Genomic DNA, 24,337 nt, shown 5'->3' with positions numbered 1-24,337 from the left:
ATTAAGGAGGAGTTGGCGGATGAAACGTTCGCTTGCGCTAGGGTTGTGTGTATCGTTACTTGCCATGCCGGTCATGGCGACAGAGAAAGACACGTTGAAAGCTCGACAAGATCGACTGTCCAATGAGTTGGAGGAGTCGAAAAAAGCGCAGGCCGAGACGGATGCCGAACTCGAGATCACCGAGGCAGAGCGTGATGCCGTGAAGACGGAAATACACGTCGTCGACGACAGGTTGAATGAATTGAGCGAACAGATCGCCATTCAGCAACATGAGGTCGATACAGCCCGGGCAGAACTCGAGTCGACCCGCCAACAACTTTCTGTTCAGGAAGAATACTTGGAAAGCCAGAAGGAACTCGTGAACGAGCGCCTTCGCGTCTTGCAAGTACATGAAGATACTTCCTATCTACAAGTCATCTTTGAGTCCCGTTCCTTCGGCGACTTCGTGACACGGGCCATGACGGCCCGCACGATCGCTGAACAGGATCGGGAACTCATACATAATTATATGAGTGAGATGGAACGCTTGGAGTCGCTCGAGTCGACACAACGCACCCAGCTCTCTTTCATCAAGCAAAAAGAGCGCGAGCTCGTGATCACGAAGCAAGACCTTGACCGAACGGCCGAGAAGAAACGTGACCTGTTGGTCGAACTGAACGAGCAAGTGGAGCAACTCGAGCTCGAAAAGATGACGCGCAGTGAAGAACAGGCGGTCATGGCTGAACAGAACCGCATCATCAATGAACAACTCGAGGCGATCGCGACTGCCGAACGAGAAGCCGCAGAGGCAGCCGAACGTGCCAAGCGTGAAGCCGAGGCGCGTGCCGCGGAAGAGCGAGCACAAGCAGAAGCGGAAGCCCGTGAGTCGGAGGTTGAGGAGGCACCAGAAGTGACCGCACCAACCGAAACACCGACGAATGTGTCCACGTCCACCGGATTCGTTCGTCCCGTATCCGGTTATGTGTCTAGTCCGTTCGGTCCACGAGACAACCCGTTGACGGGTGTCCCGGAGATTCACAAGGGCATCGACCTCGTCAATGCATCTGGGACACCAATCGTGTCAAGCGCGCCAGGTGTCGTCATCAAAGCGGCGCCGGCGACGGGATACGGAAATGTCGTCTTCGTTTCGCATGTCATCAACGGTGAGATTTGGACGACCGTCTATGCCCATTTGAATGCGATCACGGCCGGAGCCGGTCAACAAGTGGCGGCGGGACAGACGATCGGAACGCTCGGCAATACCGGCTGGTCGACCGGTCCCCATCTTCATTTTGAGTTACATCGAGGAAAATGGGCACCGGGACAGCCGAACGCGATTGACCCAGCCCCGTATATTGGATACTGACAGAAGCGGACGCGTCCCAAATATGTGGAACGCGTCCGCTTTTCCTCTAGTTTTTGCTATACTAATGAAAAGACTTACAAAGAGAAATGAGGGACCAACCCGTGAAAAATTCAACCGCAGGACTACTCGCTGGCACAACGTTCGTGGCTGGGGCCGGTGCAGGCCTTGCGACGATGGCGTTTACAGACACATCGCTTCCCATTCAAACGAATGCGGAAGGCTGGGATAAAGTCGACCAAGTACGTGATTTGATTGAAGAACATTCATTACAGGACATCTCAGAAGACGATTTATTGACCGGCGCACTCGACGGGATGACCGCAGCGCTGAACGACCCGTATTCGGATTTCTTGGATGCGGAAGAAACGTCACAATTTACGGACTCGATTGAATCGAGTTTTGAAGGAATCGGCGCGACTTTGGAGAAGAAAGGAGAGGACATCTTAATTGTCGCTCCGATCAAAGGCGCTCCGGCCGAAGAGGCGGGACTTCGTCCTGGCGACATCATCACAGCGGTCGACGGAGAATCGATCGAAGGGATGGATGTACAGGAAGCCGTCCAATTGATTCGAGGTGAAAAAGGGACGACCGTCACGTTGACGATTCGCCGTGGCAGTCAGACGGCGGACTATGAGATCACTCGTGACACGATTCCGATCGAGACGGTCTTCTCTGAAGTGAAAGAGAAAGATGGCAAAAAGATCGGGTATCTCCAAGTCACCCAGTTCTCAGAACCGACGGCTGATGAATTCCTCGAACAACTCGAGCAACTCGAGTCAGAAGAGATCGATAGCTTGATCATCGATGTTCGTGGAAATCCGGGAGGTCTCTTGCCAGCCGTCATCGAAATGTCAGAAGGATTCGTCCCGACCTCAAAACCGGTCGTTCAAATCGAGAATGCGGACGGGGACCGTGATGCACAAAACGGCCGCGCCCGTGAAGCGAAACCGTATGACCTGTTCGTCTTGACGGATGAAGGTTCTGCCTCGGCATCTGAGATTTTGACTGGTGCGATGAAAGAAGGGGCAGGCGCGACCATCATCGGGACGAAGACGTTCGGAAAAGGTGTCGTCCAGACGGCGTTCGACCTAGAGGACGGCAGTAACTTGAAGTTGACGACGAGCAAATGGCTCACGCCGGACGGGAACTGGATCAACAAGAAGGGCATCGAGCCGGACATTGAAGTGGAGCAACCGGATTACTTCAACGTGACCCGTGTGCTGACAGAAGAAGAGTCGCTCCAAGTCGGAGATTACGGCGATGCCGTCTCGAACTTGCATAAAATTTTAACTGGGATCGGCTATGAGCCAGGCGGTCAGCCGGGATATTACGGGGACACGATGGCGAACGCCGTGAAAGCATTCCAGACAGACAATGGTCTCGAGGCTTCCGGAACGGTCGATGAAGAGACAGCCTCTGCACTCGAAGCGAAGTTGCTCGAAGCGATTCAAGATGAGGCGAATGACGCCCAGTTGAATCGAGCGCTTGAAGAAGCCGCAAAATAACGTTGTATGAAAGAAAGGGTTGGACCGCGTGGAAGTTGTACGAATGAGTGTTACGGCTTTATTGACGTTGTTAGGTAGTCCGCTGTTTTGGGTGACACTCGTCGCCCTTACATACATATCGCTGACACGGGTCAAGCGAGAACGGGCCATGTTCCGTTCGAGACGTCGCTCGCCGAAGTCGGAATGGAAACATTTCATCTGGCCGAGTCTTCTGTTAGCGGTCCTCTCATCGATCGCGACGATTTTACTGGAGACGACCATCACGTTTGAGTGGGCCGTCTCGTTCACGATTCTCTATACGCTCGTCGTCTTGACGATGCATCCGCGATTCTTTAATCTGGTGCTGCCTCTTCTCGTGTTGTTCGGGGTCGTCCTGTTGCGCGATGTCGTCGCATATGGGGCGCTTCGCGATTGGGTAGAGGCACTCGCTCGGGTCGATTGGACGGTCTATGCGCTCACGTTCGGTCTCGTCACCCTTGCGGAATCGATTCTCTTACGTTGGAACGGATCAAAAGAGACGTCCCCGACTTTGATCTTGTCGAAACGGGGACAGTTTATCGGAGGGCATGTCGTCAAACGGATTTGGTTTTTCCCGCTCGTTGTGTTCATGCCACCGATGTTCGGTCTTGACTGGCCGATGATGCCCATCATTCTTCCGATTCCGATTGGGGTCAGTTTATTGTCGACCGGCGCCTTACCAGGAACGCTTCTCGCACGATTGAGCAATTATCGTGCCGTACTCGCTTTGATCGCCCTCGGTCTATTCGGCCTCTCATATACGTTTGAGATTCCATATGTCGACTATGTAGTATTGACGCTATTCGTCCTCTATGAGCTCGGCTTACAATGGATCAAACGCGAGAATCGGGGAACGACACCCGTTTTCATCAACGGAAACCGTGGGGCGGTCATCGTCGACACGCTACCGAACTCACCTGGAGAGGCGATGCAACTCATTCCGGGTGAATCGATCTATAAAGTTAACGGGACGGTCATCACCGGAGGGCATAGTTTTTATGAGGCGCTCCAGCAACATAAGCCATACATCAAGCTGGAAGTGTTGAATCTGAACGGAGATATCCGATTTGTTCAACGGGCGATGTATGAGACCGATCCACATGAGCTCGGGATTTTGTTCGTTGGGGAACCGACGAGCCCGAGAGTTCGCTTACGTAAACTGTAAGAGTATCCGTTTTGGATACTCTTTTTTGCATACAAAATGGGCACCCGTAAGGATGCCCATTCGTCTTATACTTCAAGTTTTGAAGGTTTGAATGCCATTGTGGCTTCGACTGCGTGTTGCCATCCTTTGTAGAGGGCTTCACGGTGAGACTCGTCCATGTTCGGATCGAACTTCTTGTCGAGTTTCCACTGGTCTTTGACTTCGGCTTGGTCTTTCCAGAATCCAACGGCGAGACCCGCCAAGTAGGCGGCACCGAGTGCAGTCGTTTCACTCACTTCAGGACGTTCGACCGGAACATTGAGAATGTCCGATTGGAACTGCATGAGGAAGTTGTTGCTGACGGCCCCACCATCGACGCGGAGCGTCTTCAAGTTGATGCCTGAATCACTCTCCATCGACGTGAGGACATCACGTGTCTGGTAAGCGAGTGACTCGATTGTCGCACGGACCATCTGTTCTTTCTCTGTCCCACGCGTGAGACCGAAGATGGCACCACGGACGTCAGAGTTCCAGTACGGGGCACCGAGACCAACGAAGGCAGGAACGACATAGACACCGTCAGTTGATTCGATCCGTGTCGCATACTGTTCCGAGTCTTTCGCTGATTTCAACATCCGCAATCCGTCACGGAGCCACTGGATCGCAGAACCGGCGACGAAGATTGATCCTTCGAGCGCATATTCTACTTTCCCGTTATAGCCCCATGCGATTGTCGTCAAGAGACCGTGATCGGATTTGACGGCTTCTTCTCCCGTGTTCATGAGCATGAAACAACCTGTTCCGTACGTGTTTTTCGCCTCACCTTTTTCGAAGCACGTTTGTCCGAACAAGGCGGCCTGTTGGTCACCTGCTGCTCCGGCAATCGGGACTTCGAATCCGAAGAAGTGGTATGGAATCGTGTTCGCATAGACTTCACTTGACGGTTTGACTTCAGGAAGCATGGATTTAGGCACTGTCAAGATGTCGAGTAACTCGTCATCCCACTTCTGCTCGTAGATATTGTACATGAGTGTACGCGATGCGTTCGAGTAATCGGTTACGTGTGCTTTTCCACCAGAGAGTTTCCAAATGAGCCACGTGTCGATTGTCCCGAAGAGGAGCTCGCCGTTCTCAGCTTTTTCACGTGCACCCTCGACGTTGTCAAGAATCCATTTGACTTTTGTTCCTGAGAAGTAGGCATCGATGAGGAGACCTGTTTTGTCGCGGACCATATCGGAATGACCGGCTGCTTTCAGCTCTTCACAGATGTCGGCGGTTTGACGGGATTGCCAGACAACGGCGTTATAGACAGGGCGTCCTGTTTCTTTTTCCCAGACGACAGCTGTTTCACGTTGGTTTGTGATCCCGATTCCAGCAATCTCATTCGGGTCGATATCAGCAGAACCGAACGCTTCCGCCATAACGGCGAGGACAGAGCCCCAAATCTCATTGGCGTTGTGCTCGACCCAGCCTGGTTTTGGGAAGTATTGTTTGAATTCGCGCTGTGCGACGGTGACAATTTTTCCATCATGATCAAAAATGATTGCCCGTGAACTTGTCGTTCCTTGGTCCAATGCTAAAATATAACGTTTTTCTTTCGCCATATGTGATTTCCTCCTTCAAAATTATGTGTTAAGGGACGAGAATGCCGTAAACGAGTGCGGCGATGACAGCACCGATAATCGGACCGACAACTGGAATCCATGAGTAACCCCAGTCTGATGTGCCTTTTCCTTTAATCGGGAGCACGGCGTGAGCGATACGCGGTCCAAGGTCACGTGCCGGGTTGATCGCATAACCGGTAGGTCCACCAAGAGACATACCAATTGATACAACGAGAAACGCTACGATGAGCGGATTCAAGCCGTCTGTGAACGTGTTGGCTCCAAATGATAAAATCCCAAACACGAGGACGAACGTACCGATGATTTCCGAGATCAAGTTAAATGGCGTATTACGAATGGCTGGCGCAGTGGAGAACGTGGCCAACTTGAGTCCCGCATCTTCGGTCACATCATAATGTGGCTTGTAGTGTAGAAATACGAGGACGGCCCCGATGAACGCCCCGATAAATTGCGCCAAGATGTAAGCCGGCACATCAGCCCAAGGGAATGAGCCTGCTGTAGCCAACCCGACGGTGACAGCAGGATTCAAATGCGCTCCTCCATAAATTCCAGCTGCGTATACCCCAATCATAACAGCGAATCCCCAACCAAAGGTGATGACGACCCAACCTGCGCTCTCCGCTTTTGAATGGCGGAGGACGACGCCGGCGACGACACCGTTACCGAGCAGAATCAATAGCATCGTACCAATAATTTCACTGACAAATGCTGACATGTGATACTCCCCTTTCTCCCTTATCAAATTGACTTACCACTTCATTATATGCCCAAAATGTAAGCGTTTTAAAACAGTGTTTTTCAAAAATCCTACTTTATTCCTACAAATGTTCACATTTACAGCTGTAAACTTCACAAAAAAGGTCAAGGACAGAGCGAAACGTTCACGAAGTGGATGGTTTTTTTACGTATTTCAAGCACTCCAATTCACATAGGGACATAGTCCAATCGATCACGTGCAATCCCTTATGCCACAAAAGTGATTCTGATGAAATCTTGATTTGATGATTTAGATGGAACCGGATGTTTCTTTTGAGACAGTAAAGGAAAAAGAAATGAACAATGGATGGAATGAAAATAGAAATGAATTGTATTAACCCACAAGCTAATAAGCGAATATTTGTTCGTGTCTATGGTATAATCAAGACACTTATGAAATGAGAAGGTGAGGAGTATCTTATGGAATCGATTCCGTTTGCATTACAATCTGAATTTCAACCAGGGGGTGACCAGCCTGAAGCGATTCGACAGCTTGTCGAAGGTGTGAATCGAGGTGACCGGTATCAGACGCTCCTCGGGGCAACGGGTACGGGGAAAACGTTTACCGTCTCGAACGTCATTCAAGAAGTGAAGAAGCCGACACTCGTCCTCGCCCATAATAAGACGCTCGCCGGGCAGCTTTACTCGGAGTTCAAAGAATTCTTCCCGAACAACGCCGTCGAGTACTTCGTCAGTTACTATGACTACTATCAACCTGAGGCATACGTGCCGTCGACGGATACGTTCATCGAGAAGGACGCGTCGATCAATGATGAAATCGATAAGCTGCGTCACTCGGCGACGTCGGCTCTCTTTGAGCGCGATGACGTCATCATCGTCGCATCCGTTTCCTGTATATACGGTCTCGGTAACCCGGAAGAATATCGGAGCCTCGTCTTGAGCCTTCGCGTCGGGAAAGAGATGGGGCGTGACGAGATGTTACGTAAACTCATCGACATTCAATATGAACGGAACGATATCGACTTCCAACGTGGACGTTTCCGTGTCCGTGGGGATGTCGTCGAGATCTTCCCGGCGTCGCGTGACGAACACTGCATGCGCATCGAGTTTTTCGGGGACGAGATTGACCGCATCCGGGAGATGGACCCGTTGACGGGGGAAATCATCGCAGACCGTGACCACGTCGCCATCTTCCCGGCATCCCACTTCGTCACACGTGACGAAAAATTGCAAAAGGCAATCGTCAACATCGAAGCGGAACTTGAGGAACAGCTTGAGAAGTTCCGGGAAGAAGGGAAACTGCTTGAAGCGCAGCGACTCGAGCAACGAACGCATTACGATTTGGAAATGATGCGTGAGATGGGGTATTGTTCAGGAATCGAGAACTATTCGCGCCACTTGAACTTGATGCCGGAAGGCTCGACCCCGTATACGCTACTCGATTACTTCCCGGAAGATTTCTTACTCGTCGCCGATGAGTCGCACGTGACGCTTCCACAAGTACGCGGCATGTATAACGGGGACCAGGCACGGAAACAAGTGCTCGTCGACCATGGTTTCCGTCTCCCTTCGGCGAAGGATAACCGTCCGCTCAAGTTTGATGAGTTCGAGAAGAAAGTCTCACAAGCAATCTTCATCTCGGCGACACCAGGTCCATACGAACTCGAACATACACCGAACATGATCGAGCAGATCATCCGTCCGACCGGGTTACTTGATCCGACAATCGAGATTCATCCGATCAAAGGTCAGATTGACTACTTGATGGATCAGATTCGCGAACGCATCAAGCGTGACGAGCGGGTACTCGTGACGACGCTCACGAAGAAGATGGCCGAGGACTTATCCGATTACTTGCGCGAAGCGGGAATCAAGGTCAACTACATGCATTCTGAGATCAAGACGCTCGAGCGAATTGAAATCATTCGTGACCTTCGACTCGGGAAGTATGACGTACTCGTCGGGATCAACTTGTTGCGGGAGGGTCTCGACATTCCAGAAGTCAGTCTCGTGACGATTCTCGATGCTGATAAGGAAGGATTCCTTCGTTCCGATCGCTCGCTCATCCAGACGATTGGACGAGCGGCGCGTAATGCGAACGGACACGTCATCCTGTTCGCGGACAAGATGACCGACTCGATGGCGCGTGCCATCGAAGAGACGGATCGCCGTCGGTCAATTCAACAGGCTTATAATGAAGAACATGGCATCACCCCGCAGACGATTCGAAAGGACGTGCGAGGGGTCATTCGGGCGACGGTCGAAGCGGAAGAGGAAGCACTCGAATCGCTCAGTACGATGAAGCCGGCCGAACGCGAGGCGGCGATCGCCAAGTTGGAAGAAGAAATGAAGCAAGCGGCACGCGACCTCCAGTTCGAACGCGCGGCCGAATTGCGTGACTTAATCTTGGAGTTGAAGGTAGGGAATTAAATGGCTGAAAAGAAAAATGCGATTGTCATCAAAGGGGCACGCGTCAACAATTTAAAAAATATTGACATCGATATCCCACGTGACCAGCTCGTCGTCTTGACGGGCTTGTCCGGCTCCGGGAAATCGTCACTTGCGTTCGATACGATTTATGCGGAAGGACAGCGACGGTACGTCGAGAGCTTATCCGCCTATGCCCGACAGTTCCTCGGACAGATGGATAAGCCAGACGTCGATACGATTGAAGGGCTCAGTCCGGCCATCTCGATTGACCAGAAAACGACGAGTCGTAACCCACGGTCGACAGTCGGAACGGTGACCGAAATTTACGACTATCTCCGACTGCTGTTCGCACGAATCGGGAAGCCGGTCTGTCCGAACCACGGTATCGAAATCTCGAGTCAAACAATCTCGCAGATGGTCGACCAGGTGATGGAATTGCCGGAACGGACGCGACTCCAGATTCTCGCGCCAATCGTGTCGGGTCGAAAAGGGACGCACGTGAAAGTATTCGACTCTCTGAAAAAAGAAGGATTCGTCCGCGTCCGTGTCAATGGTGAAACGATTGAATTGACGGATGAGATCGAGCTCGATAAGAACAAGAAGCATTCGATTGAGGTCGTCGTCGACCGTCTCGTCGTCCGACCTGATGTGGAAGGTCGTCTTGCGGACTCTCTCGAGACGGCATTACGTCTCGCAGACGGCCGTGTCATCATCGACAAGATGGACGGGACCGAGCTCCTCTTCAGTGAACACCATGCCTGCCCAATCTGTGGGTTCTCCATTGGCGAACTCGAGCCGCGCATGTTCTCGTTCAACTCGCCATTCGGGGCATGTCCGACGTGTGACGGTCTCGGTACGAAACTAGACGTCGACCTAGAACTCGTCATCCCGGACCCGTCGAAGACGTTGAAAGAGGGAGCGATTGCCGCCTGGCAACCGACGAGTTCCCAGTACTATCCCCAACTGTTGGCTGCGATGTGCCAGCATTTCAACATCGACATGGACGTGCCGTTCGAGCGCCTATCAAAGCGTGATCAGGACCTCGTCTTGAACGGGTCTTCGGAGGAATCGTTCCTCTTCCGCTACGAGAACGATTTTGGTCAAGTGCGGACGAATACCATTTTCTTTGAAGGGGTGCTTCGAAATATCGAGCGCCGTTACCGGGAGACGACATCCGACTATATCCGTGAGCAGATGGAAATGTACATGGCGACACATGCGTGCCCGACATGTCACGGCTACCGCTTGAAAGAAGAGTCGCTCGCCGTCAAGATCACGGGTCAGCACGTCGGACAAGTGACGGAGAAGTCGGTCGTGAACGCACTCGCGTTTTTCGAGGGACTCAACGAGCAGTTGAGCGAGAAAGATATCGCTATCGCCCGCCTCATCTTGCAGGAGATTCGTGAGCGACTCAGCTTCTTGAATAACGTCGGTCTCGACTACTTGACGCTCTCTCGTGCCGCAGGAACCCTCTCCGGTGGGGAAGCGCAGCGGATTCGTCTTGCGACACAAATCGGTTCACGCCTCACTGGTGTCTTGTATGTTCTTGACGAGCCGTCCATCGGTCTTCATCAACGCGATAACGACCGGTTGATCGCGACGCTCAAACAGATGCGGGACATCGGCAATACGCTCATCGTCGTCGAGCATGACGAGGACACGATGATGGAAGCCGACTACTTGATCGATATCGGACCGGGCGCCGGGGAACATGGCGGACAGGTCATCGCGGCCGGGACACCGAAACAACTGATGAAAAATAAAAACTCACTCACCGGTCAATATCTTGCCGGGAAGAAGTTCATCCCGCTACCGGCTGAACGGAAGATGCCGGACGAGCGTTTCTTAAAGATCGTCAAAGCAGAAGAAAACAACTTAAAAGACGTCGACGTGTCCATTCCACTCGGGATGTTCGTTGCCGTGACAGGGGTTTCAGGATCGGGTAAATCGACCCTCATCAATGAGATTCTCTACAAATCGCTCGCGCACAATATGAACCGGGCGAAAGCGAAGCCAGGGAAACACAAAAAGATTGAAGGGCTCGAGCATATCGATAAAGTCATCGATATCGACCAATCCCCAATCGGACGGACCCCTCGTTCGAACCCGGCCACGTATACGGGCGTCTTTGATGATATCCGCGACGTCTTCGCCTCGACGAACGAAGCGAAGATGCGTGGTTACAAGAAGGGACGTTTCAGTTTCAACGTGAAAGGCGGACGCTGTGAAGCATGCCGTGGGGACGGAATCATCAAAATCGAGATGCACTTCTTGCCGGACGTCTATGTCCCATGTGAGGTCTGTCACGGGAAACGCTATAACCGGGAAACGCTCGAAGTGAAGTACAAAGGGAAGACGATTGCAGACGTCCTCGATATGACGATTGAGGAAGGTCTCGACTTCTTTGACAAGATTCCGAAAATCAAGCGGAAGATTCAAACGATTTATGATGTCGGTCTTGGCTATATGAAACTCGGTCAGCCGGCGACGGAGCTCTCCGGCGGGGAAGCCCAGCGTGTCAAACTCGCCTCGGAGCTTCATAAACGGTCGACCGGGAAGACGATTTATATTTTGGACGAACCAACGACCGGTCTCCACGTCGACGACATCGCGCGCTTGTTGAAAGTGTTGCAACGCCTCGTCGAGAACGGGGACACGGTGCTCGTCATCGAGCACAACCTCGACGTCATCAAGTCGGCCGATTATTTGATCGACCTCGGACCAGAGGGTGGAGACGGTGGCGGACTCATCGTCGCGACGGGGACACCAGAAGAAGTCGCGGAAGTGTCCGGCTCGTATACCGGTAAGTATTTGAAGCCGGTTCTCGAACGAGATGCAGCACGAGTGAAACCGAAAGCAGGAAAAAAGAAATAAGTATAGAAATGGTGAGAAACGGGAAGGTAATTGACGTGCAACCAAATTGAAGGGGGAAAACGAACGTGAAACAAGAAATGCGTGAACTGATTCTCCAGCAAGTGAAGGAAGGCAAGATGACAATCGAGGAGGCGATGACGCAACTCGAACGTCTCGAGCGACTCGAACCGGAACAGGTTCAAGCGCTTGAAGAGCGACAGGATACAGAAAAGGTCGATGCCTATTCGGTTGAATCGCTCACAACGAAACTGACATCTGCAGTGGAAGGGCTCGTGACGAAACTTCGCGACAGCGACTTTTCATTCAGCTCGAACTTTGGTCCGGAAGTGACGTATTCGAAGTCGTTCCCGTTCACAGGTAGCGACATCTCGCTCGACCTGTTCAACGCGTCGGCGACGATCGTCTCGTCTGATGCTGAGGATTGTGAACTGATTGTCACGGGTCGTCCGCTTCGCCAACAAGACGCGGATAAGGCGCTCGAACAGTTACAGTCTGCGGTCAAGCACTCTGTCATTGGGGATCGTCTCGTCGTCTCGCTCCGTGACAAGCTCGTCCGGGCCCACGTGGAACTGTACGTCCCGCACCACCATTTCAACCACCTGCTCGTTCAGACGTTGAACGGTGAAGTCCGGGCCGATGGTCTCGATGTCGAGAACGTTCGTGTGCAAACCGCAAACGGTCGGGTCGTGCTCCATGACGTGCATGCGTCGGAGCTCTTACTGAACACAGGGAATGGGACGGTCGAGGTCGAAGGTGTCGAAGCGGAACTCGTTCACGTCCGGACCGGAAACGGTGCCGTCATCGTCGGTGGGAAGTACGATAAAGCCTCCCTCAAGACGGGGAACGGAAACATCCGCGCGGAACTGGCGACAGCCCGTCCTGCCAAGTTTGAACTCGCGTCACTCGCCGGGAACATTCGACTCGTGTTACCACACGGCGTCGAGGTCGAAGGGGAGCTCGAGACGAACTTCGGTGGTCTCCATTGCTTGCTCGATGAGCTCGAGATCATCCGTGACCGCAAGGACGTCGCACAGCGTCGTCTGGAATTCTTGTCGGGTCGTGGTCAAACCCCTCGCATCGAAGTCGAGGCGGGGACGCGTACCGGTACGATCGATTTGGAGCACGGTTCGGTCTATACGCCATCCACATTCCTTGATGAGGATAAAGTGGAACCGGCTGACCCGGTCGATCCCGTCGACCCAGGCGATTTAAACAATCCGTTCCATCAACAATAAGCAAATCCCGAAGGCGGCGCCTTCGGGATTTTTTGATTATAGATTCATTTCGTACTCCATCTGTTGCCAATCCATCATCTGCGTATCAAACAAAGTGAAGGCGCTGATAGCAAAAACGATGAAAAGGACCGGTCCGGCAATCAAAAGAATGATTCCAAGTAAGCGCATCGATTTCGAACGATTCCAGTAGAAGATGATGGCGACAATCATGGAGATGAGCGCTCCGGACAAGAAGAAGCCGATGATGTTCAAGATGAACAAGAGCAAGATCGTCTCGTTTTTCGTCGCGGCATATTCTTTCCACATATCGATCAATGATTTGATGATATAAACGAGGGAGCCAATTCCAATCACTAGCGCAAATAAGATGACAATTCCGAATAAACCTTCCATTATTCCACCTCCTAGTTACCCTATACCCTACATACGAACGGCGTAATAGGATGGTTTCAACAATTTTTTGACACGTTCTTCATCACTTCCCTAACCCGTCCAAGAAAGAGCTATGATACAATAATGAGCGTGAAAGGGGCAGATACTGATGCAAAATATCGTACGTACCGCTCAAGTCGTTGAGCGTTTTAAACTTCAAGTCATTGCGGGAGAGGAAGGACTTCATCGTCCGGTCGCCACACCCGATCTGAGTCGACCGGGTCTCGTCCTTGCCGGCTATTATACGCACTATGCCAAAAACCGCTTGCAAGTGCTTGGGAAGACGGAGTTGACATTCTACGCGAGCCTCTCGGAAGAGAAGCGTCGTGAGCGCGCTAAAATCTTGTGTACGGAACAGACGCCAGGAATTTTAATCACGCGTGGCTTTGATATTCCGAAAGAAATCGAGGAAGAAGCGGAAGCGGCAAACGTCCCGCTCATGCGGACGAATGCGGTGACGACCTCAATCGAATCACAAATCACGAACTTCCTAGAGATGGAACTCGCACCGATGACGGCGATGCACGGCGTGCTCGTCGACATTTACGGTGTCGGTGTCCTCATCAAGGGTCAGAGCGGGGTCGGGAAATCGGAGACGGCACTTGAACTCGTCAAACGAGGTCACCGCCTCGTCGCGGATGATTCGGTCGAGATTCGTCAAACGGGGGACCAGCTCCTCGTCGGATCGGCACCGAAGCTCATTCGTCACCTGCTCGAGATTCGTGGGATCGGCATCATCGACGTCATGACGTTGTTCGGTGCGGGGGCGGTGCGGTCGCATAAAAAGATCAGCCTCATCGTCAACTTGGAGAACTGGGACGCGGGCAAGGTATACGACCGTGTCGGACTCGACCACAATACGATGAAAATCATCGACAGTGAAGTCCCGCTCTTGACAATCCCCGTTCGACCTGGTCGAAACTTGGCGGTCATCATCGAGGTCGCGGCGATGAACTATCGTCTACAGAACATGGGAATCAATACGGCTGAAGAGTTCGCGGAACGTCTCGCGAACGCCATTCAGGATACTGAAGGAGACTTGTGAGCATGGTAGAACCGACATTTGATCGTGTGGCGTTTGAGATTGGCTCTCTGCCAATCTATTGGTATGGCATGATTATCGCCTTCGGGGCGATGCTTGGCCTCGTCCTCGCCTTATATGAAGCGAAACGGATCAATTATGACTCGGAACGACTCGTGGACGTCGTCATCTGGTCGATTCCGATCAGCATCGTCTTCGCACGCATTTATTACGTGACGTTCCAGTGGGACTATTATTCAGAGAACCTCGGACAGATTATCGACATCCGTCAAGGCGGGATCGCCATTCATGGAGCCATCTTCGGTGCTCTCCTTGTCGTCATCGTCTATTGTATGCGTAAGTCGATGTCGTTCTGGAAAGTGACAGACATCTTGGCGCCATCACTTCTTCTCGGACAAGCCATCGGGCGTTGGGGAAACTTCATGAACCAAGAGGCGCACGGTGGTGAGACGACGCGTAGCTTCTTGCAAGATACGCTCATGCTACCAGATTGGATCGTCAATCAGATGTACATCGATGGAACTTATTATATCCCGACGTTCCTCTATGAAAGTGTATGGAATATCATCGGGGTCATCCTTCTCGTCGCATGGCGCATGATTGGCAATCCACGTCGTGGTTATGTCTTCTTGTCGTACCTCATCTGGTACTCGATCGGTCGCTACTATATCGAGGGGCTTCGTACGGACAGTCTCATGTCAGGAGATTTACGTGCGGCCCAAATGGTGTCGATCGCCTTGATCCTATTCGGTATCGTCATGATGATTCTTCGTCGCAAAGCGAAACGGTACAACGACCCATCAGAGAAAGGATTGTTTGATTAATGGATACGCTCTTATTTGATTTAGACGGTACATTACTCGATACGAACCCGCTCATCATCGCGAGCTTCCGTCATACGTTCGACTACTATTTCCCGGAGCAAACGTATCGGGATGAAGACATTTATCGATTCATCGGACCGACGCTCGAAAAGTCGTTCCGTGAACTCAACGAGCCGGAATGGAAAGAGATGCAAGCCTTCTATCGGAGCTTCAACATCGCCATGCATGACCAACTCGTCGCAGAGTATCCAGGGGTCATCGAGGGGCTATATCGCCTCCATGCGAAAGGATACAAGATGGGCGTCGTCACGTCGAAAGGTCGTCCGGTCGTCGAGCGCGGGCTTCGATTGTTCAACATCGACCACTTGTTTGACGTCGTCGTGACGGCGGATGACGTCGAGAACGAAAAACCTCACGCCGAACCGGTCGAACGTGCGCTCAAGGCGCTCGGTTCGTCACCAGAACGCGCCGTCATGGTCGGAGACAACGACACGGATATCTACAGTGGTAAAAATGCCGGAACGAAGACGGTCGCTGTCGGCTGGGCGCTCAAGGGACGACCGTTCCTCGAATCGCTCGAACCGGACGTCATTATCGACTCGATGGAACATTTCGAGGCATGGCTAGACGAGGTCAGCATTCATGCGTAAGACGACACGGTATCATATCGAGGGACCGAATCCGCTTTGGCAAATGTATCAGACGATTCGCTTCCTGCGTGTTTTCAAAAACACGGCGATCGTCCTGATCGGGCGTTACTTCCCGTCGGTGAAGGCGAAACGTTGGCTTTACCGGACGTTCCTTGGGATGAATATCGGGGAGTATAGTGCCCTTGCTCTCATGGTCACACCGGACGTCATGTTCCCGGAACGCATCACGATCGGTCGCAATACGGTCATCGGCTTCAATTCGACGATCCTCTGTCATGAGTATCTCGTAGACGAGTATCGGATCGGGGACGTCATCATCGGTGATGGCGTATTGATTGGTGCGAACGTGACCATCTTGCCGGGTGTGACCATCGGAGACGGTGCCGTCATCGGTGCGGGAGCGATTGTGCACCGTGACGTCTTACCGGGAGAACGGGTCATCGGTTCGAAGCTTCAATCGTTGACACATATTTGACACAATTTTTCGCAAAATGTTTTCATGAGCATTTTGTTCATACAAGATCAAGAATACTTGAGCGGTATCACTTTTTTTAAAGGAGATGCCGCTTTTTCATGGATAAATGTACAGAAATGAAGCCATCATATTTTCGCTCAAAAACAATTTTTGGACCTAGTAAAAAATATTCATTATAGAGGGAATATAGTCGCGATTTTTTTTAACTTTTTCAGTTGCCCTCGTTGTTCGAGTGCGGTATTCTTATCCCTGCAACTAAAAAAAGATTTAGAGATGATGTGGAGGATTTAGAATATGGAAGCGAACTATGAAGCAGTAATGACGCTACCCGAACCAGAATCTCCGCTCGCTGCGGAGCTCCACTACTATAGAGGTCGTCGTGCGTTACGTGAAGGTCGCCTGGATGAAGCGACTTTTTTCATGGCTGAAGCGACAGCGGCAGCCACGCATCGCGTCGACTATCATAAACAGTACGCAGAACTGTTATTTGAAGTAGGGGAGGTCTACCACGCCAATGACGTGTGGAAACGAGTATTAGAGCTCGACGAGACCGCAACAGAGGCACTGTATCACTTAGCAAGCAACTGTGCCTATGTCTCTCAATATGAAGAAGCGGCGAACTATGCATCCGAATATCTCGCCCGTGACACGAAAGGTCACTACACGGAAGCCGTGCAATCCCTTCTTGAACTGATCGAACTCGAACAAGAGCTCGAGGACGAGGAAGAAGACGAATTGATCACATGGCATACGGAAGCGCAGCGTCAAATCGACAAAGGACGATTGTTTGCGGCAAAGGCGACACTCGAGCGTCTCATCGGTCAATATCCATCGTTTTGGCCGGCATACAACAATCTATCGGTCGTCAGTTTTTACCTCGGCGATGACCAAGCCGCCTTCCGGACGCTCGAATACGTGCTCGACCAAAATCCGGGCAACTTGCATGCGATCTTGAACACGATTCTCTTGCTCCATGAAGCGGGTCAATCGGAAGCGGCGATGCAGTTGTCGACACCGCTCACGCGTGTCCGTCCACTCCAATTTGACTTGCGTTATAAATTGGCGACGACACTCGCGCTCGTCGGACATTACGACCGTGCGTATGAAGAACTGCGTCTATTGAAAGACCGCGGATTCCGTGGGGACCCATTGTTCGGGCATTGGCTCAGCGTGTCTGCCTACAAGACAGGACGACTTGAAGAGGCAGCCACCTACTTGAACAATGAAGAGATGAAACAGTTTGACGAGAAACAGAGCTTCGACATCCGAGAAAATCTCGAGTTTCGTTCGGCACTCGTCCAAGGATTGCGTCAAGAGAGCGATTTGGCTCGAATCGAGATCATCCGAATCATCGCCAACTTAAAAGATGACGAAGCGTTCGAAGCGCTCGCGCTCACGAATGCCGTGACGGAAAATGAGACGGTCCGGGCATTCGCGGAGATGTGTCGTGCCGACCTTTGTCAGCAACCGTTCAACGGAGACGTCCGGATCAAGCGTGCGTTTGATGCGCTCGTCTTGGCTGAAGCACATGTATCCGAAGCGGAACGGATGAGCCTAGAGGGCGACTTCTATGAGCGTTTTGCGATGCTTCTCTTGTCTGATGAATCATTCATGGACGTAACGGCATCGGCCGCTGCGCTCGTCTGGATGTTTTATACGAAACGGGACGCATTGATTCTCGAAGATTGTGCGAACGCCTTCCATCTCTCGGTCGACACATTGACTGACACGGTCCGTTCGTTCAAACGGACACTCGAACAAGCATAAAGATAGACGATACCCTTATAGGTTTCTTATACTAAAGGCAATCAATTTCTTGCAGAGGTGGAATCAACATGACAGAAGAAAAAATTTATGACGTCATTATCATCGGTGCCGGTCCTGCCGGAATGACCGCTGCGCTATATGCTTCACGTGCGAACCTTTCAACACTTATGATCGAACGCGGGATTCCGGGTGGTCAGATGGCCAACACGGAAGACATCGAGAACTATCCGGGCTATGACAGCATCCTGGGTCCTGACTTGTCTCAGAAGATGTTCGACCATTCGAAAGCGTTCGGAGCGGAGTATGCATATGGGGACGTGCAACGCATCTCGGATGAAACAGAGTATAAAATCGTCCATGCGCACAACCGTGACTATAAAGCACGTGCGATCATCCTCGCCTCTGGTGCTCAGTATAAGAAAATCGGTGTACCGGGTGAAGAAGAACTCGGCGGCCGTGGCGTATCGTACTGTGCGGTATGTGACGGGGCATTCTTCAAAGGGAAAGATTTATTCGTCATCGGTGGTGGCGACTCAGCCGTTGAAGAAGGTGTCTTCTTGACACGTTTCGCGAACAAGGTGACGATCGTTCACCGTCGCGATGAGCTCCGCGCGCAAAAGATTCTTCAAAAACGTGCGTTCGACAATGAGAAAATCGATTTCATTTGGAACCACACATTGAAAGAAATCACAGAGAAAGACGGGAAAGTCGGTGGGGCTCGTCTCGTCAGCACAATTGACGGGACTGAGACAGACCACGAGATTGACGGCGTCTTCATCTATATCGGCATGAACCCGATTACAGGGTTCGTCCAAGACCTCGGTATCACGAACGAGCAAGGCTACATCGTCACAAACGAGGCGATGGAAACGAACATCCCAGGGATTTTCGCTGCCGGCGACGTTCGCGAGAAAACGCTTCGTCAAGTCGTCACAGCGACGAACGACGGATCGATTGCCGCTCAGAATGCTCAACATTTCATCGAGGGACTCCTCGAATCGTTGCAAGAACAAAACGCATGATTCAAGAAGGTAGGACTGCGGGGAACCGCGGTCCTTCTCTTTTTTTCGGACGTTCGTTATACTAGATGGAGAGAGCTACACACACGGCTCGGTTGTCAATTTTAAGGGGGCGTCAGCGAGATGGAAGACTTTAAAGGATTAGAAGAATTGATCATCATCAGTGGGATGAGCGGGGCTGGGAAGTCGGTCGCCATGAATAGTTTCGAGGACCTCGGCTATTTCTGTGTCGACAATTTGCCACCGGTACTCTTACCACAATTGATTGATGTCATCAGCTCGGTCCGACCGAAAATCGCGGTCGCCATCGATACACGGACACGAGACTTTATCGATAGCTTGTTCATCGTCATCGACGATTTGGAAAAGAAGAACGTGCATCCGCACCTGTTGTATTTAGAGACGCGGGACGACGTGCTCGTTCGCCGTTATAAGGAGACGCGACGGTCCCATCCGCTCGCACCGGAAGATGCGCCACTCGTCGGCATCAAGATGGAGCGCGAACTGTTAGAAGGATTCCGTGACCGGGCCCACACGTTGTATGATACGAGCGACTTGAAGCCACAGATGTTGAAGGACCGCATCCTCCAACAGTTCAACGAAGAACGGATCCCGTTCACAGTCAACTTCATGTCGTTCGGTTTCAAACACGGAGTGCCGCTCGATATCGACTTATTGTTCGACGTCCGTTTCATCACGAACCCGTTCTATATCCCCGAGCTCCGTCCGCTCACGGGCCAGACGACAGAAGTACAAGAGTACGTCATGTCGCACCCGGAAGCGCGAGCGTTCTATAAGAAGTTGATCGACATGCTCGAGTTCCTCCTTCCGCAGTATAAACGGGAAGGGAAGACGCAAATCGTCGTGGCGTTCGGCTGTACCGGCGGGAAACACCGGTCGATCACCTTCGCTGAGAAAGTGTCGGAGCACTTTGCTGATCGCTATAACGTGAAGACGGTCCACCGCGACCTCGCTCACGCGACGAAGGAGAAGTGACATGAGACGAGACCGGAAAGTAGTCGCCATCGGCGGAGGGACAGGGTTGTCCACTCTCGTTCGTGGGTTGAAACATTATCCGCTCGACATCACGGCAATCGTCACCGTCGGGGACGACGGCGGGAGCTCGGGACGTCTTCGTGACGAGTTTCATATGTTGCCTCCTGGCGACATCCGTAACGTCATTTTGGCGTTGTCGGAAGTTGAGCCGTTAATGGACAAGATTTTGCAATACCGTTTCGATACGGGATATGGATTAGAAGGGCATTCCCTTGGAAATTTGATGCTCACGGCAGCGACTCACATCTGTGAGGGTTCTTTCGTCAAAGCAATCGATGTCATGTCGCAACTCTTGAACGCACAAGGGAAAGTGTTGCCAGTGACAGAGACGCTCATGACCCTCGCCGCCGAGTTCGAGGACGGCACCATCGTCAAAGGGGAGTCCAAGATTCCGCTACATGAGCAGCCGATCAAGCGTATGTTTTTACTCGAGGAAGGCATTGAACCGGCCCCGGGCGTCGTCGAGGCGATTGAATCGGCCGACGTCATCGTGCTCGGTCCAGGAAGCCTGTATACGAGTATCATTCCAAACCTGCTCATCCCGGCGGTGCGGGAAGCGATCATCCGCTCGAAAGTCCCGGTCGTCTATATTTGTAACGTCATGACGCAACCAGGTGAGACGAAAGGCTATGACGCGATGAAACATTTAAAAGTCATCGAGTCGTACCTTGGGAAGGCATCGATCGACACGATTGTCGTCAACAACGAGCCGATTGAAGAAGAGTATTTGGAGCGTTACCGTGAGGACGGGTCGGAAGAGGTCCGCTTCGATCGGAAGAAACTCCGAAACTATGGGACGAACGTTCTCGCTGGGGACATTGTCGACTATAACCGGGAGTATATCCGTCATGATTCCGACGCCATCGCCGGACTCGTCATGCAGCGGGTGCTCCGTATCAAGAAGCCACGTTCGTTTCAAGAATTGGAACTGAAATAAAGATTGTTGGAAAGACAGAAAGGAGGGGGACTCGATGAGCTTTGCATCAGATGTGAAGAAGGAATTGACACAACTTGAAGTGACTGACGCGGAAGCGAAGGCGGAACTGTCGGCACTCGTTCGGATGAACGGGGTCATCTCGCTCGCCCTAGGACGAGGCATGACGCTCGACGTCTCGACGGAGAACGCCTCGATTGCCCGTCGGATTTACTCGTTGATGAAACGTCTTTACGACCATCCGTTAGACTTGTTCGTACGGAAGAAAATGCGTTTGAAAAAGAACAACGTCTACATCGTCCGCGTGTCACAGCATGCGGAGACGATGCTTCGGGACCTTGAGATCCTCGGAGAGAATTACGAGATGATCCGGACACTGAACTCGGATATGACGGGGGACGAGAACTTAGCACGCGCTTACTTACGTGGTGCGTTCCTCGCCGGCGGGTCGATCAACCATCCGAAAACGTCGTCGTACCACCTCGAAATCTACAGCTTGTACGAAAACCATAACCAGGCGCTACGTGATTTGGCGAACCGATTTGAGTTGAACGCGAAGACGCTCGAACGGAAAAAAGGGCATATCTTGTACATGAAAGAGAGCGAGAAAATTTCAGATTTCCTCAAGCTGATCGGGGCGACCCGAGGCATGTTGGAGTTTGAAGACGCACGAATCATCAAAGATATGCGGAACTCCGTCAACCGTCTCGTCAACTGTGAGACGGCCAACTTGAACAAGACGGTCGGTGCAGCATTGCGTCAAGTCGAGAATATCAAGTTCTTGGAACGGACGGTCGGGCTCGACGTCTTACCGAAGAAACTGCGGGAGATTGCTGAACTGCGTGTCACACACCAGGACGTCTCGTTACAGGAACTCGGCGAAATGCTTGAGTCCGGTCCGATTTCGAAGTCAGGAATCAACCATAGACTTCGTAAAATTGACCAGATTGCCGAGCGCGTACGTAGCGGAGACGAAATCGCATCCTCGTGATGCGGTTGCGCCAAAACCATTCTTCCTATATAATAAGCAATTGTGTATAGGTTTTATGAATAGCGAATTAAAGGAGCTTCATCATTATGTCGAATGAAAAGAAAAGATTATCGCTCACGATCGACGCTAAGCTCGACCAGGTCATCACAGAGCGTGCCAAAGAAATCGGGATTCCGAAAAGTGCACTCGTCACGTTTGCCACAAGCCTCTTCTTGAACCAGCTTCGTGCAGAAGAGTTGTTGAACGGGGACAAGAACGCAATCTACGAAGTCATTCGTAAAGACTACGAGTTGCTCACGAGTGTAAAGAATCTAGATAACTAAGTAAAAGGTTGACTGCGGTCAGCCTTTTTTAGTTGCATCTCTTTCAGAAATTTGGAATAGTGGTGATAATGAATTGGAACGGAGGTCGATCAAATGGGTCAAATCTTACTCATCCTACTGCTACAACTAATCTACGTTCCGGTGTTAACGCTCCGGACGATCATGCTCGTGAAAGGGAAGACCGTCATCGCCGGTCTATTCGGAACGTTAGAAACGCTAATCTATATTTTTGCGCTCGGCATCGTGTTCCAGGATCTGACGACGGTCGGGATGATTGTGTATGCGGTCGGCTTCGGGCTCGGAATCTTACTTGGCGGTTTCGTCGAACGAAAACTCGCCATCGGTTACAACATGATTCAAGTCCATACGAAAGAATATCCAGCGGAACTCATCCAACAGATGCGTGACAACGGATATGGAGTTACGCATTATCAAGGGCAAGGACGTGACGGGGTCCGTTACCGCCTTGACGTATTGGCGGCCCGTACCCGGATGAAAGAACTGCGTGAACTCGTCGAGAAGCATGAACCGAAAGCGTTCCTCGTCGCATTTGACCCAATCGACTTCAAAGGCGGTTATATGATGAAAGGACTGCGTCGCCCGAAATGACGCACAAGACTCACGAAAGTGGGTCTTTTTTTGTTAGAGTAGGGATTTTATCTCGTGATAGGGAACTAGTGAAGAAAGGAGATGAGACCGTGAAACGAAATCGACGTGTGTGGATGATCTTACTGTTTGTACTTGTCGGGGCGGGAATCGTTTATTTCGCCATGACCTTATTTGGGGATGGAGAGGACAATGTCAAGCCGCCGCTTCCAACGATTCGGGTTGGTTCGGTATCGGCAGAAGTGGAACAATCGACGTACTGTTGGGAGACCGGCAATCAAGCGACATGCGCCGATTACGGACTACCGGAAGCGGACGATCTTCAACTGATCACCGTCAAACCGGGAGACCGAATCGATGTCGTCTATCATGCAGAACCGATGACATCGAGTTTCAATCGAATCGAGGATGGAGAACTCGTCTCTTCCGAACTCGTCGTTCCGGATGAGCCGGGCATCTATCTCTATGAAGTCGGCGGAGAGTGGTCGCAAGGAGATAGCCGATACGTCTTCGGTGTCCGGGTCCCTGAAAACTAATGATTGACCTGCCTCTAAGGGGCGACTGTACAGTGAAAGTAGGAGGTGGGGAAACCGTGATTCCAATCGGAAGAGTCGCCCATGTGACCGGATTGTCGGTCAAGGCGATCAAATTTTATGAAGCGCGCGGATTGGTCCGCCCGACGCGGACCGAGAATCAGTATCGAATGTACGGGATGGAAGAGATTCGACGGTTAAGTGAAATCAAACGATTACGTCAAATTGGACTCCGTCTAGAACAAATTCAATCGGGTCTACCGGTTGATACATTACTAGAAACACGATTGGATGAAATCCAGGCAGAAATCGAACGACTTCATCGAATCGAGAGGCAGATTCGATTGATGCAATCAGGAGGGAACGACATGAAGATTCGATATGAGATGTTGAATGAAGCCATTTCCGTCTATGGATATGGTGGTACGTTAGAGGAAATCCCGAACATGTGGGCCAAGCTTCAACCGGAATTGACGACAGACGAGTCGTACGGGGTCTGTCTCCCGCAGGAGAACGGTTATGTCGCGGGGATGACGAAGCCGGTGTCGGGAGAAAGTGCGCGAAGTGTCGAACTGACGAAAGGGAACTATATCGTCGCGACGGTGGAGGGAGGCATCCCGATGATTCCGTCGACGTATGAGCAGCTAGTAAATGTTCCAGATGTGACGCTACGAGACGCGGTCGACTTCGAGCGCTATATTCACGGGCAAGGTGGGGCGGACGACATCATTGAGATTTGGATGCCGATTGAATGAAAAAGACGTTTCCCGCTCAAACGGGAAACGTCTTTTG

Annotated in this window: 22 protein-coding genes; 19 read left to right on the top strand and 3 right to left on the bottom strand. The window is 51.7% G+C overall.

Annotation, left to right across the window (positions count from 1 at the left end):
* Positions 1 to 19 precede the first annotated feature (19 nt).
* The 3 genes from EAT1B_RS04445 to EAT1B_RS04435 all read left to right on the top strand — a co-directional run bounded on the left by EAT1B_RS04445 (position 20) and on the right by EAT1B_RS04435 (position 4,033).
* A complete protein-coding gene (locus tag EAT1B_RS04445; RefSeq protein ID WP_012726938.1) occupies positions 20 to 1,345 on the top strand; it encodes a murein hydrolase activator EnvC in 1,326 nt (441 codons plus the stop codon).
* A 101-nt stretch (positions 1,346 to 1,446) separates the two neighbouring features.
* Positions 1,447 to 2,850 (top strand): S41 family peptidase, encoded by a 1,404-nt coding sequence (locus EAT1B_RS04440; protein WP_012726937.1) that lies wholly within the window; start codon positions 1,447 to 1,449, stop codon positions 2,848 to 2,850.
* 43 nt (positions 2,851 to 2,893) lie between these two features.
* Positions 2,894 to 4,033 (top strand): hypothetical protein, encoded by a 1,140-nt coding sequence (locus EAT1B_RS04435; protein ID WP_012726936.1) that lies wholly within the window; start codon positions 2,894 to 2,896, stop codon positions 4,031 to 4,033.
* Positions 4,034 to 4,098: 65 nt separating this feature from the next.
* On the opposite strand, the gene glpK is transcribed toward EAT1B_RS04435, so the two are convergent.
* The gene (gene glpK / locus EAT1B_RS04430; RefSeq protein WP_012726935.1) at positions 4,099 to 5,616 is read right to left on the bottom strand and encodes a glycerol kinase GlpK; all 1,518 of its coding nucleotides are present in this window, start codon (positions 5,614 to 5,616) and stop codon (positions 4,099 to 4,101) included.
* A gap of 28 nt (positions 5,617 to 5,644) precedes the next feature.
* Positions 5,645 to 6,352 carry an MIP/aquaporin family protein gene (locus EAT1B_RS04425; protein WP_012726934.1) on the bottom strand — a complete coding sequence of 236 codons (708 nt, stop codon included), beginning with the start codon at positions 6,350 to 6,352 and terminating at the stop codon, positions 5,645 to 5,647.
* A gap of 461 nt (positions 6,353 to 6,813) precedes the next feature.
* Here EAT1B_RS04425 and uvrB point away from each other — a divergent pair, with 461 nt between their 5' ends.
* The 3 genes from uvrB (at position 6,814) to EAT1B_RS04410 (ending at position 12,893) form a co-directional block, all read left to right on the top strand.
* On the top strand, positions 6,814 to 8,784 hold the full coding sequence (gene uvrB, locus EAT1B_RS04420) for an excinuclease ABC subunit UvrB (protein WP_012726933.1): 1,971 nt from the start codon (positions 6,814 to 6,816) through the stop codon (positions 8,782 to 8,784).
* Positions 8,785 to 11,658 (top strand): excinuclease ABC subunit UvrA, encoded by a 2,874-nt coding sequence (gene uvrA / locus EAT1B_RS04415; protein ID WP_012726932.1) that lies wholly within the window; start codon positions 8,785 to 8,787, stop codon positions 11,656 to 11,658.
* A gap of 65 nt (positions 11,659 to 11,723) precedes the next feature.
* On the top strand, positions 11,724 to 12,893 hold the full coding sequence (locus tag EAT1B_RS04410) for a DUF4097 family beta strand repeat-containing protein (RefSeq protein ID WP_012726931.1): 1,170 nt from the start codon (positions 11,724 to 11,726) through the stop codon (positions 12,891 to 12,893).
* Positions 12,894 to 12,929: 36 nt separating this feature from the next.
* Here EAT1B_RS04410 and EAT1B_RS04405 read toward each other — a convergent pair whose 3' ends face one another.
* On the bottom strand, positions 12,930 to 13,286 hold the full coding sequence (locus EAT1B_RS04405; RefSeq protein ID WP_012726930.1) for a hypothetical protein: 357 nt from the start codon (positions 13,284 to 13,286) through the stop codon (positions 12,930 to 12,932).
* Positions 13,287 to 13,434: 148 nt separating this feature from the next.
* Between EAT1B_RS04405 and hprK the strand changes: the two genes are divergently transcribed.
* From hprK to EAT1B_RS15600, 13 genes are all read left to right on the top strand, one after another.
* Positions 13,435 to 14,370, top strand: a complete 936-nt coding sequence (gene hprK, locus EAT1B_RS04400) for an HPr(Ser) kinase/phosphatase (protein ID WP_012726929.1) — start codon at positions 13,435 to 13,437, stop codon at positions 14,368 to 14,370.
* Between the two features lie 2 nt (positions 14,371 to 14,372).
* Positions 14,373 to 15,191, top strand: coding sequence for a prolipoprotein diacylglyceryl transferase (gene lgt, locus EAT1B_RS04395; protein WP_012726928.1), 819 nt, complete (start codon positions 14,373 to 14,375; stop codon positions 15,189 to 15,191).
* The gene (gene ppaX, locus EAT1B_RS04390) at positions 15,191 to 15,841 is read left to right on the top strand and encodes a pyrophosphatase PpaX (protein WP_012726927.1); all 651 of its coding nucleotides are present in this window, start codon (positions 15,191 to 15,193) and stop codon (positions 15,839 to 15,841) included. Before lgt ends, ppaX begins: the two co-directional genes overlap by 1 nt.
* The gene (locus EAT1B_RS04385) at positions 15,834 to 16,316 is read left to right on the top strand and encodes a DapH/DapD/GlmU-related protein (protein WP_012726926.1); all 483 of its coding nucleotides are present in this window, start codon (positions 15,834 to 15,836) and stop codon (positions 16,314 to 16,316) included. Before ppaX ends, EAT1B_RS04385 begins: the two co-directional genes overlap by 8 nt.
* A gap of 294 nt (positions 16,317 to 16,610) precedes the next feature.
* Positions 16,611 to 18,083 carry a lipopolysaccharide assembly protein LapB gene (locus EAT1B_RS04380; protein ID WP_012726925.1) on the top strand — a complete coding sequence of 491 codons (1,473 nt, stop codon included), beginning with the start codon at positions 16,611 to 16,613 and terminating at the stop codon, positions 18,081 to 18,083.
* Positions 18,084 to 18,151: 68 nt separating this feature from the next.
* Positions 18,152 to 19,105 (top strand): thioredoxin-disulfide reductase, encoded by a 954-nt coding sequence (gene trxB / locus EAT1B_RS04375; protein ID WP_012726924.1) that lies wholly within the window; start codon positions 18,152 to 18,154, stop codon positions 19,103 to 19,105.
* A 120-nt stretch (positions 19,106 to 19,225) separates the two neighbouring features.
* Positions 19,226 to 20,098, top strand: a complete 873-nt coding sequence (gene rapZ, locus EAT1B_RS04370; RefSeq protein ID WP_012726923.1) for an RNase adapter RapZ — start codon at positions 19,226 to 19,228, stop codon at positions 20,096 to 20,098.
* 1 nt (position 20,099) lies between these two features.
* The gene (yvcK, locus tag EAT1B_RS04365; RefSeq protein WP_012726922.1) at positions 20,100 to 21,095 is read left to right on the top strand and encodes a gluconeogenesis factor YvcK family protein; all 996 of its coding nucleotides are present in this window, start codon (positions 20,100 to 20,102) and stop codon (positions 21,093 to 21,095) included.
* A gap of 34 nt (positions 21,096 to 21,129) precedes the next feature.
* A complete protein-coding gene (gene whiA, locus EAT1B_RS04360) occupies positions 21,130 to 22,083 on the top strand; it encodes a DNA-binding protein WhiA (protein ID WP_012726921.1) in 954 nt (317 codons plus the stop codon).
* Between the two features lie 86 nt (positions 22,084 to 22,169).
* Positions 22,170 to 22,406: a hypothetical protein gene (locus EAT1B_RS04355; protein ID WP_012726920.1), complete on the top strand. Its 237-nt coding sequence runs from the start codon at positions 22,170 to 22,172 to the stop codon at positions 22,404 to 22,406.
* 93 nt (positions 22,407 to 22,499) lie between these two features.
* Entirely contained in the window at positions 22,500 to 23,015 is a 516-nt protein-coding gene (locus EAT1B_RS04350) for a DUF2179 domain-containing protein (RefSeq protein WP_012726919.1), read from the top strand.
* Positions 23,016 to 23,104: 89 nt separating this feature from the next.
* Positions 23,105 to 23,548 carry a hypothetical protein gene (locus EAT1B_RS04345; RefSeq protein WP_237708263.1) on the top strand — a complete coding sequence of 148 codons (444 nt, stop codon included), beginning with the start codon at positions 23,105 to 23,107 and terminating at the stop codon, positions 23,546 to 23,548.
* Positions 23,549 to 23,604: 56 nt separating this feature from the next.
* A complete protein-coding gene (locus EAT1B_RS15600) occupies positions 23,605 to 24,300 on the top strand; it encodes a MerR family transcriptional regulator (RefSeq protein ID WP_049759921.1) in 696 nt (231 codons plus the stop codon).
* Positions 24,301 to 24,337: the final 37 nt, after the last annotated feature.

Source organism: Exiguobacterium sp. AT1b, from assembly GCF_000023045.1.
Lineage (GTDB): Bacteria > Bacillota > Bacilli > Exiguobacteriales > Exiguobacteriaceae > Exiguobacterium.
This window is presented reverse-complemented; position numbering and strand designations above follow the sequence as displayed.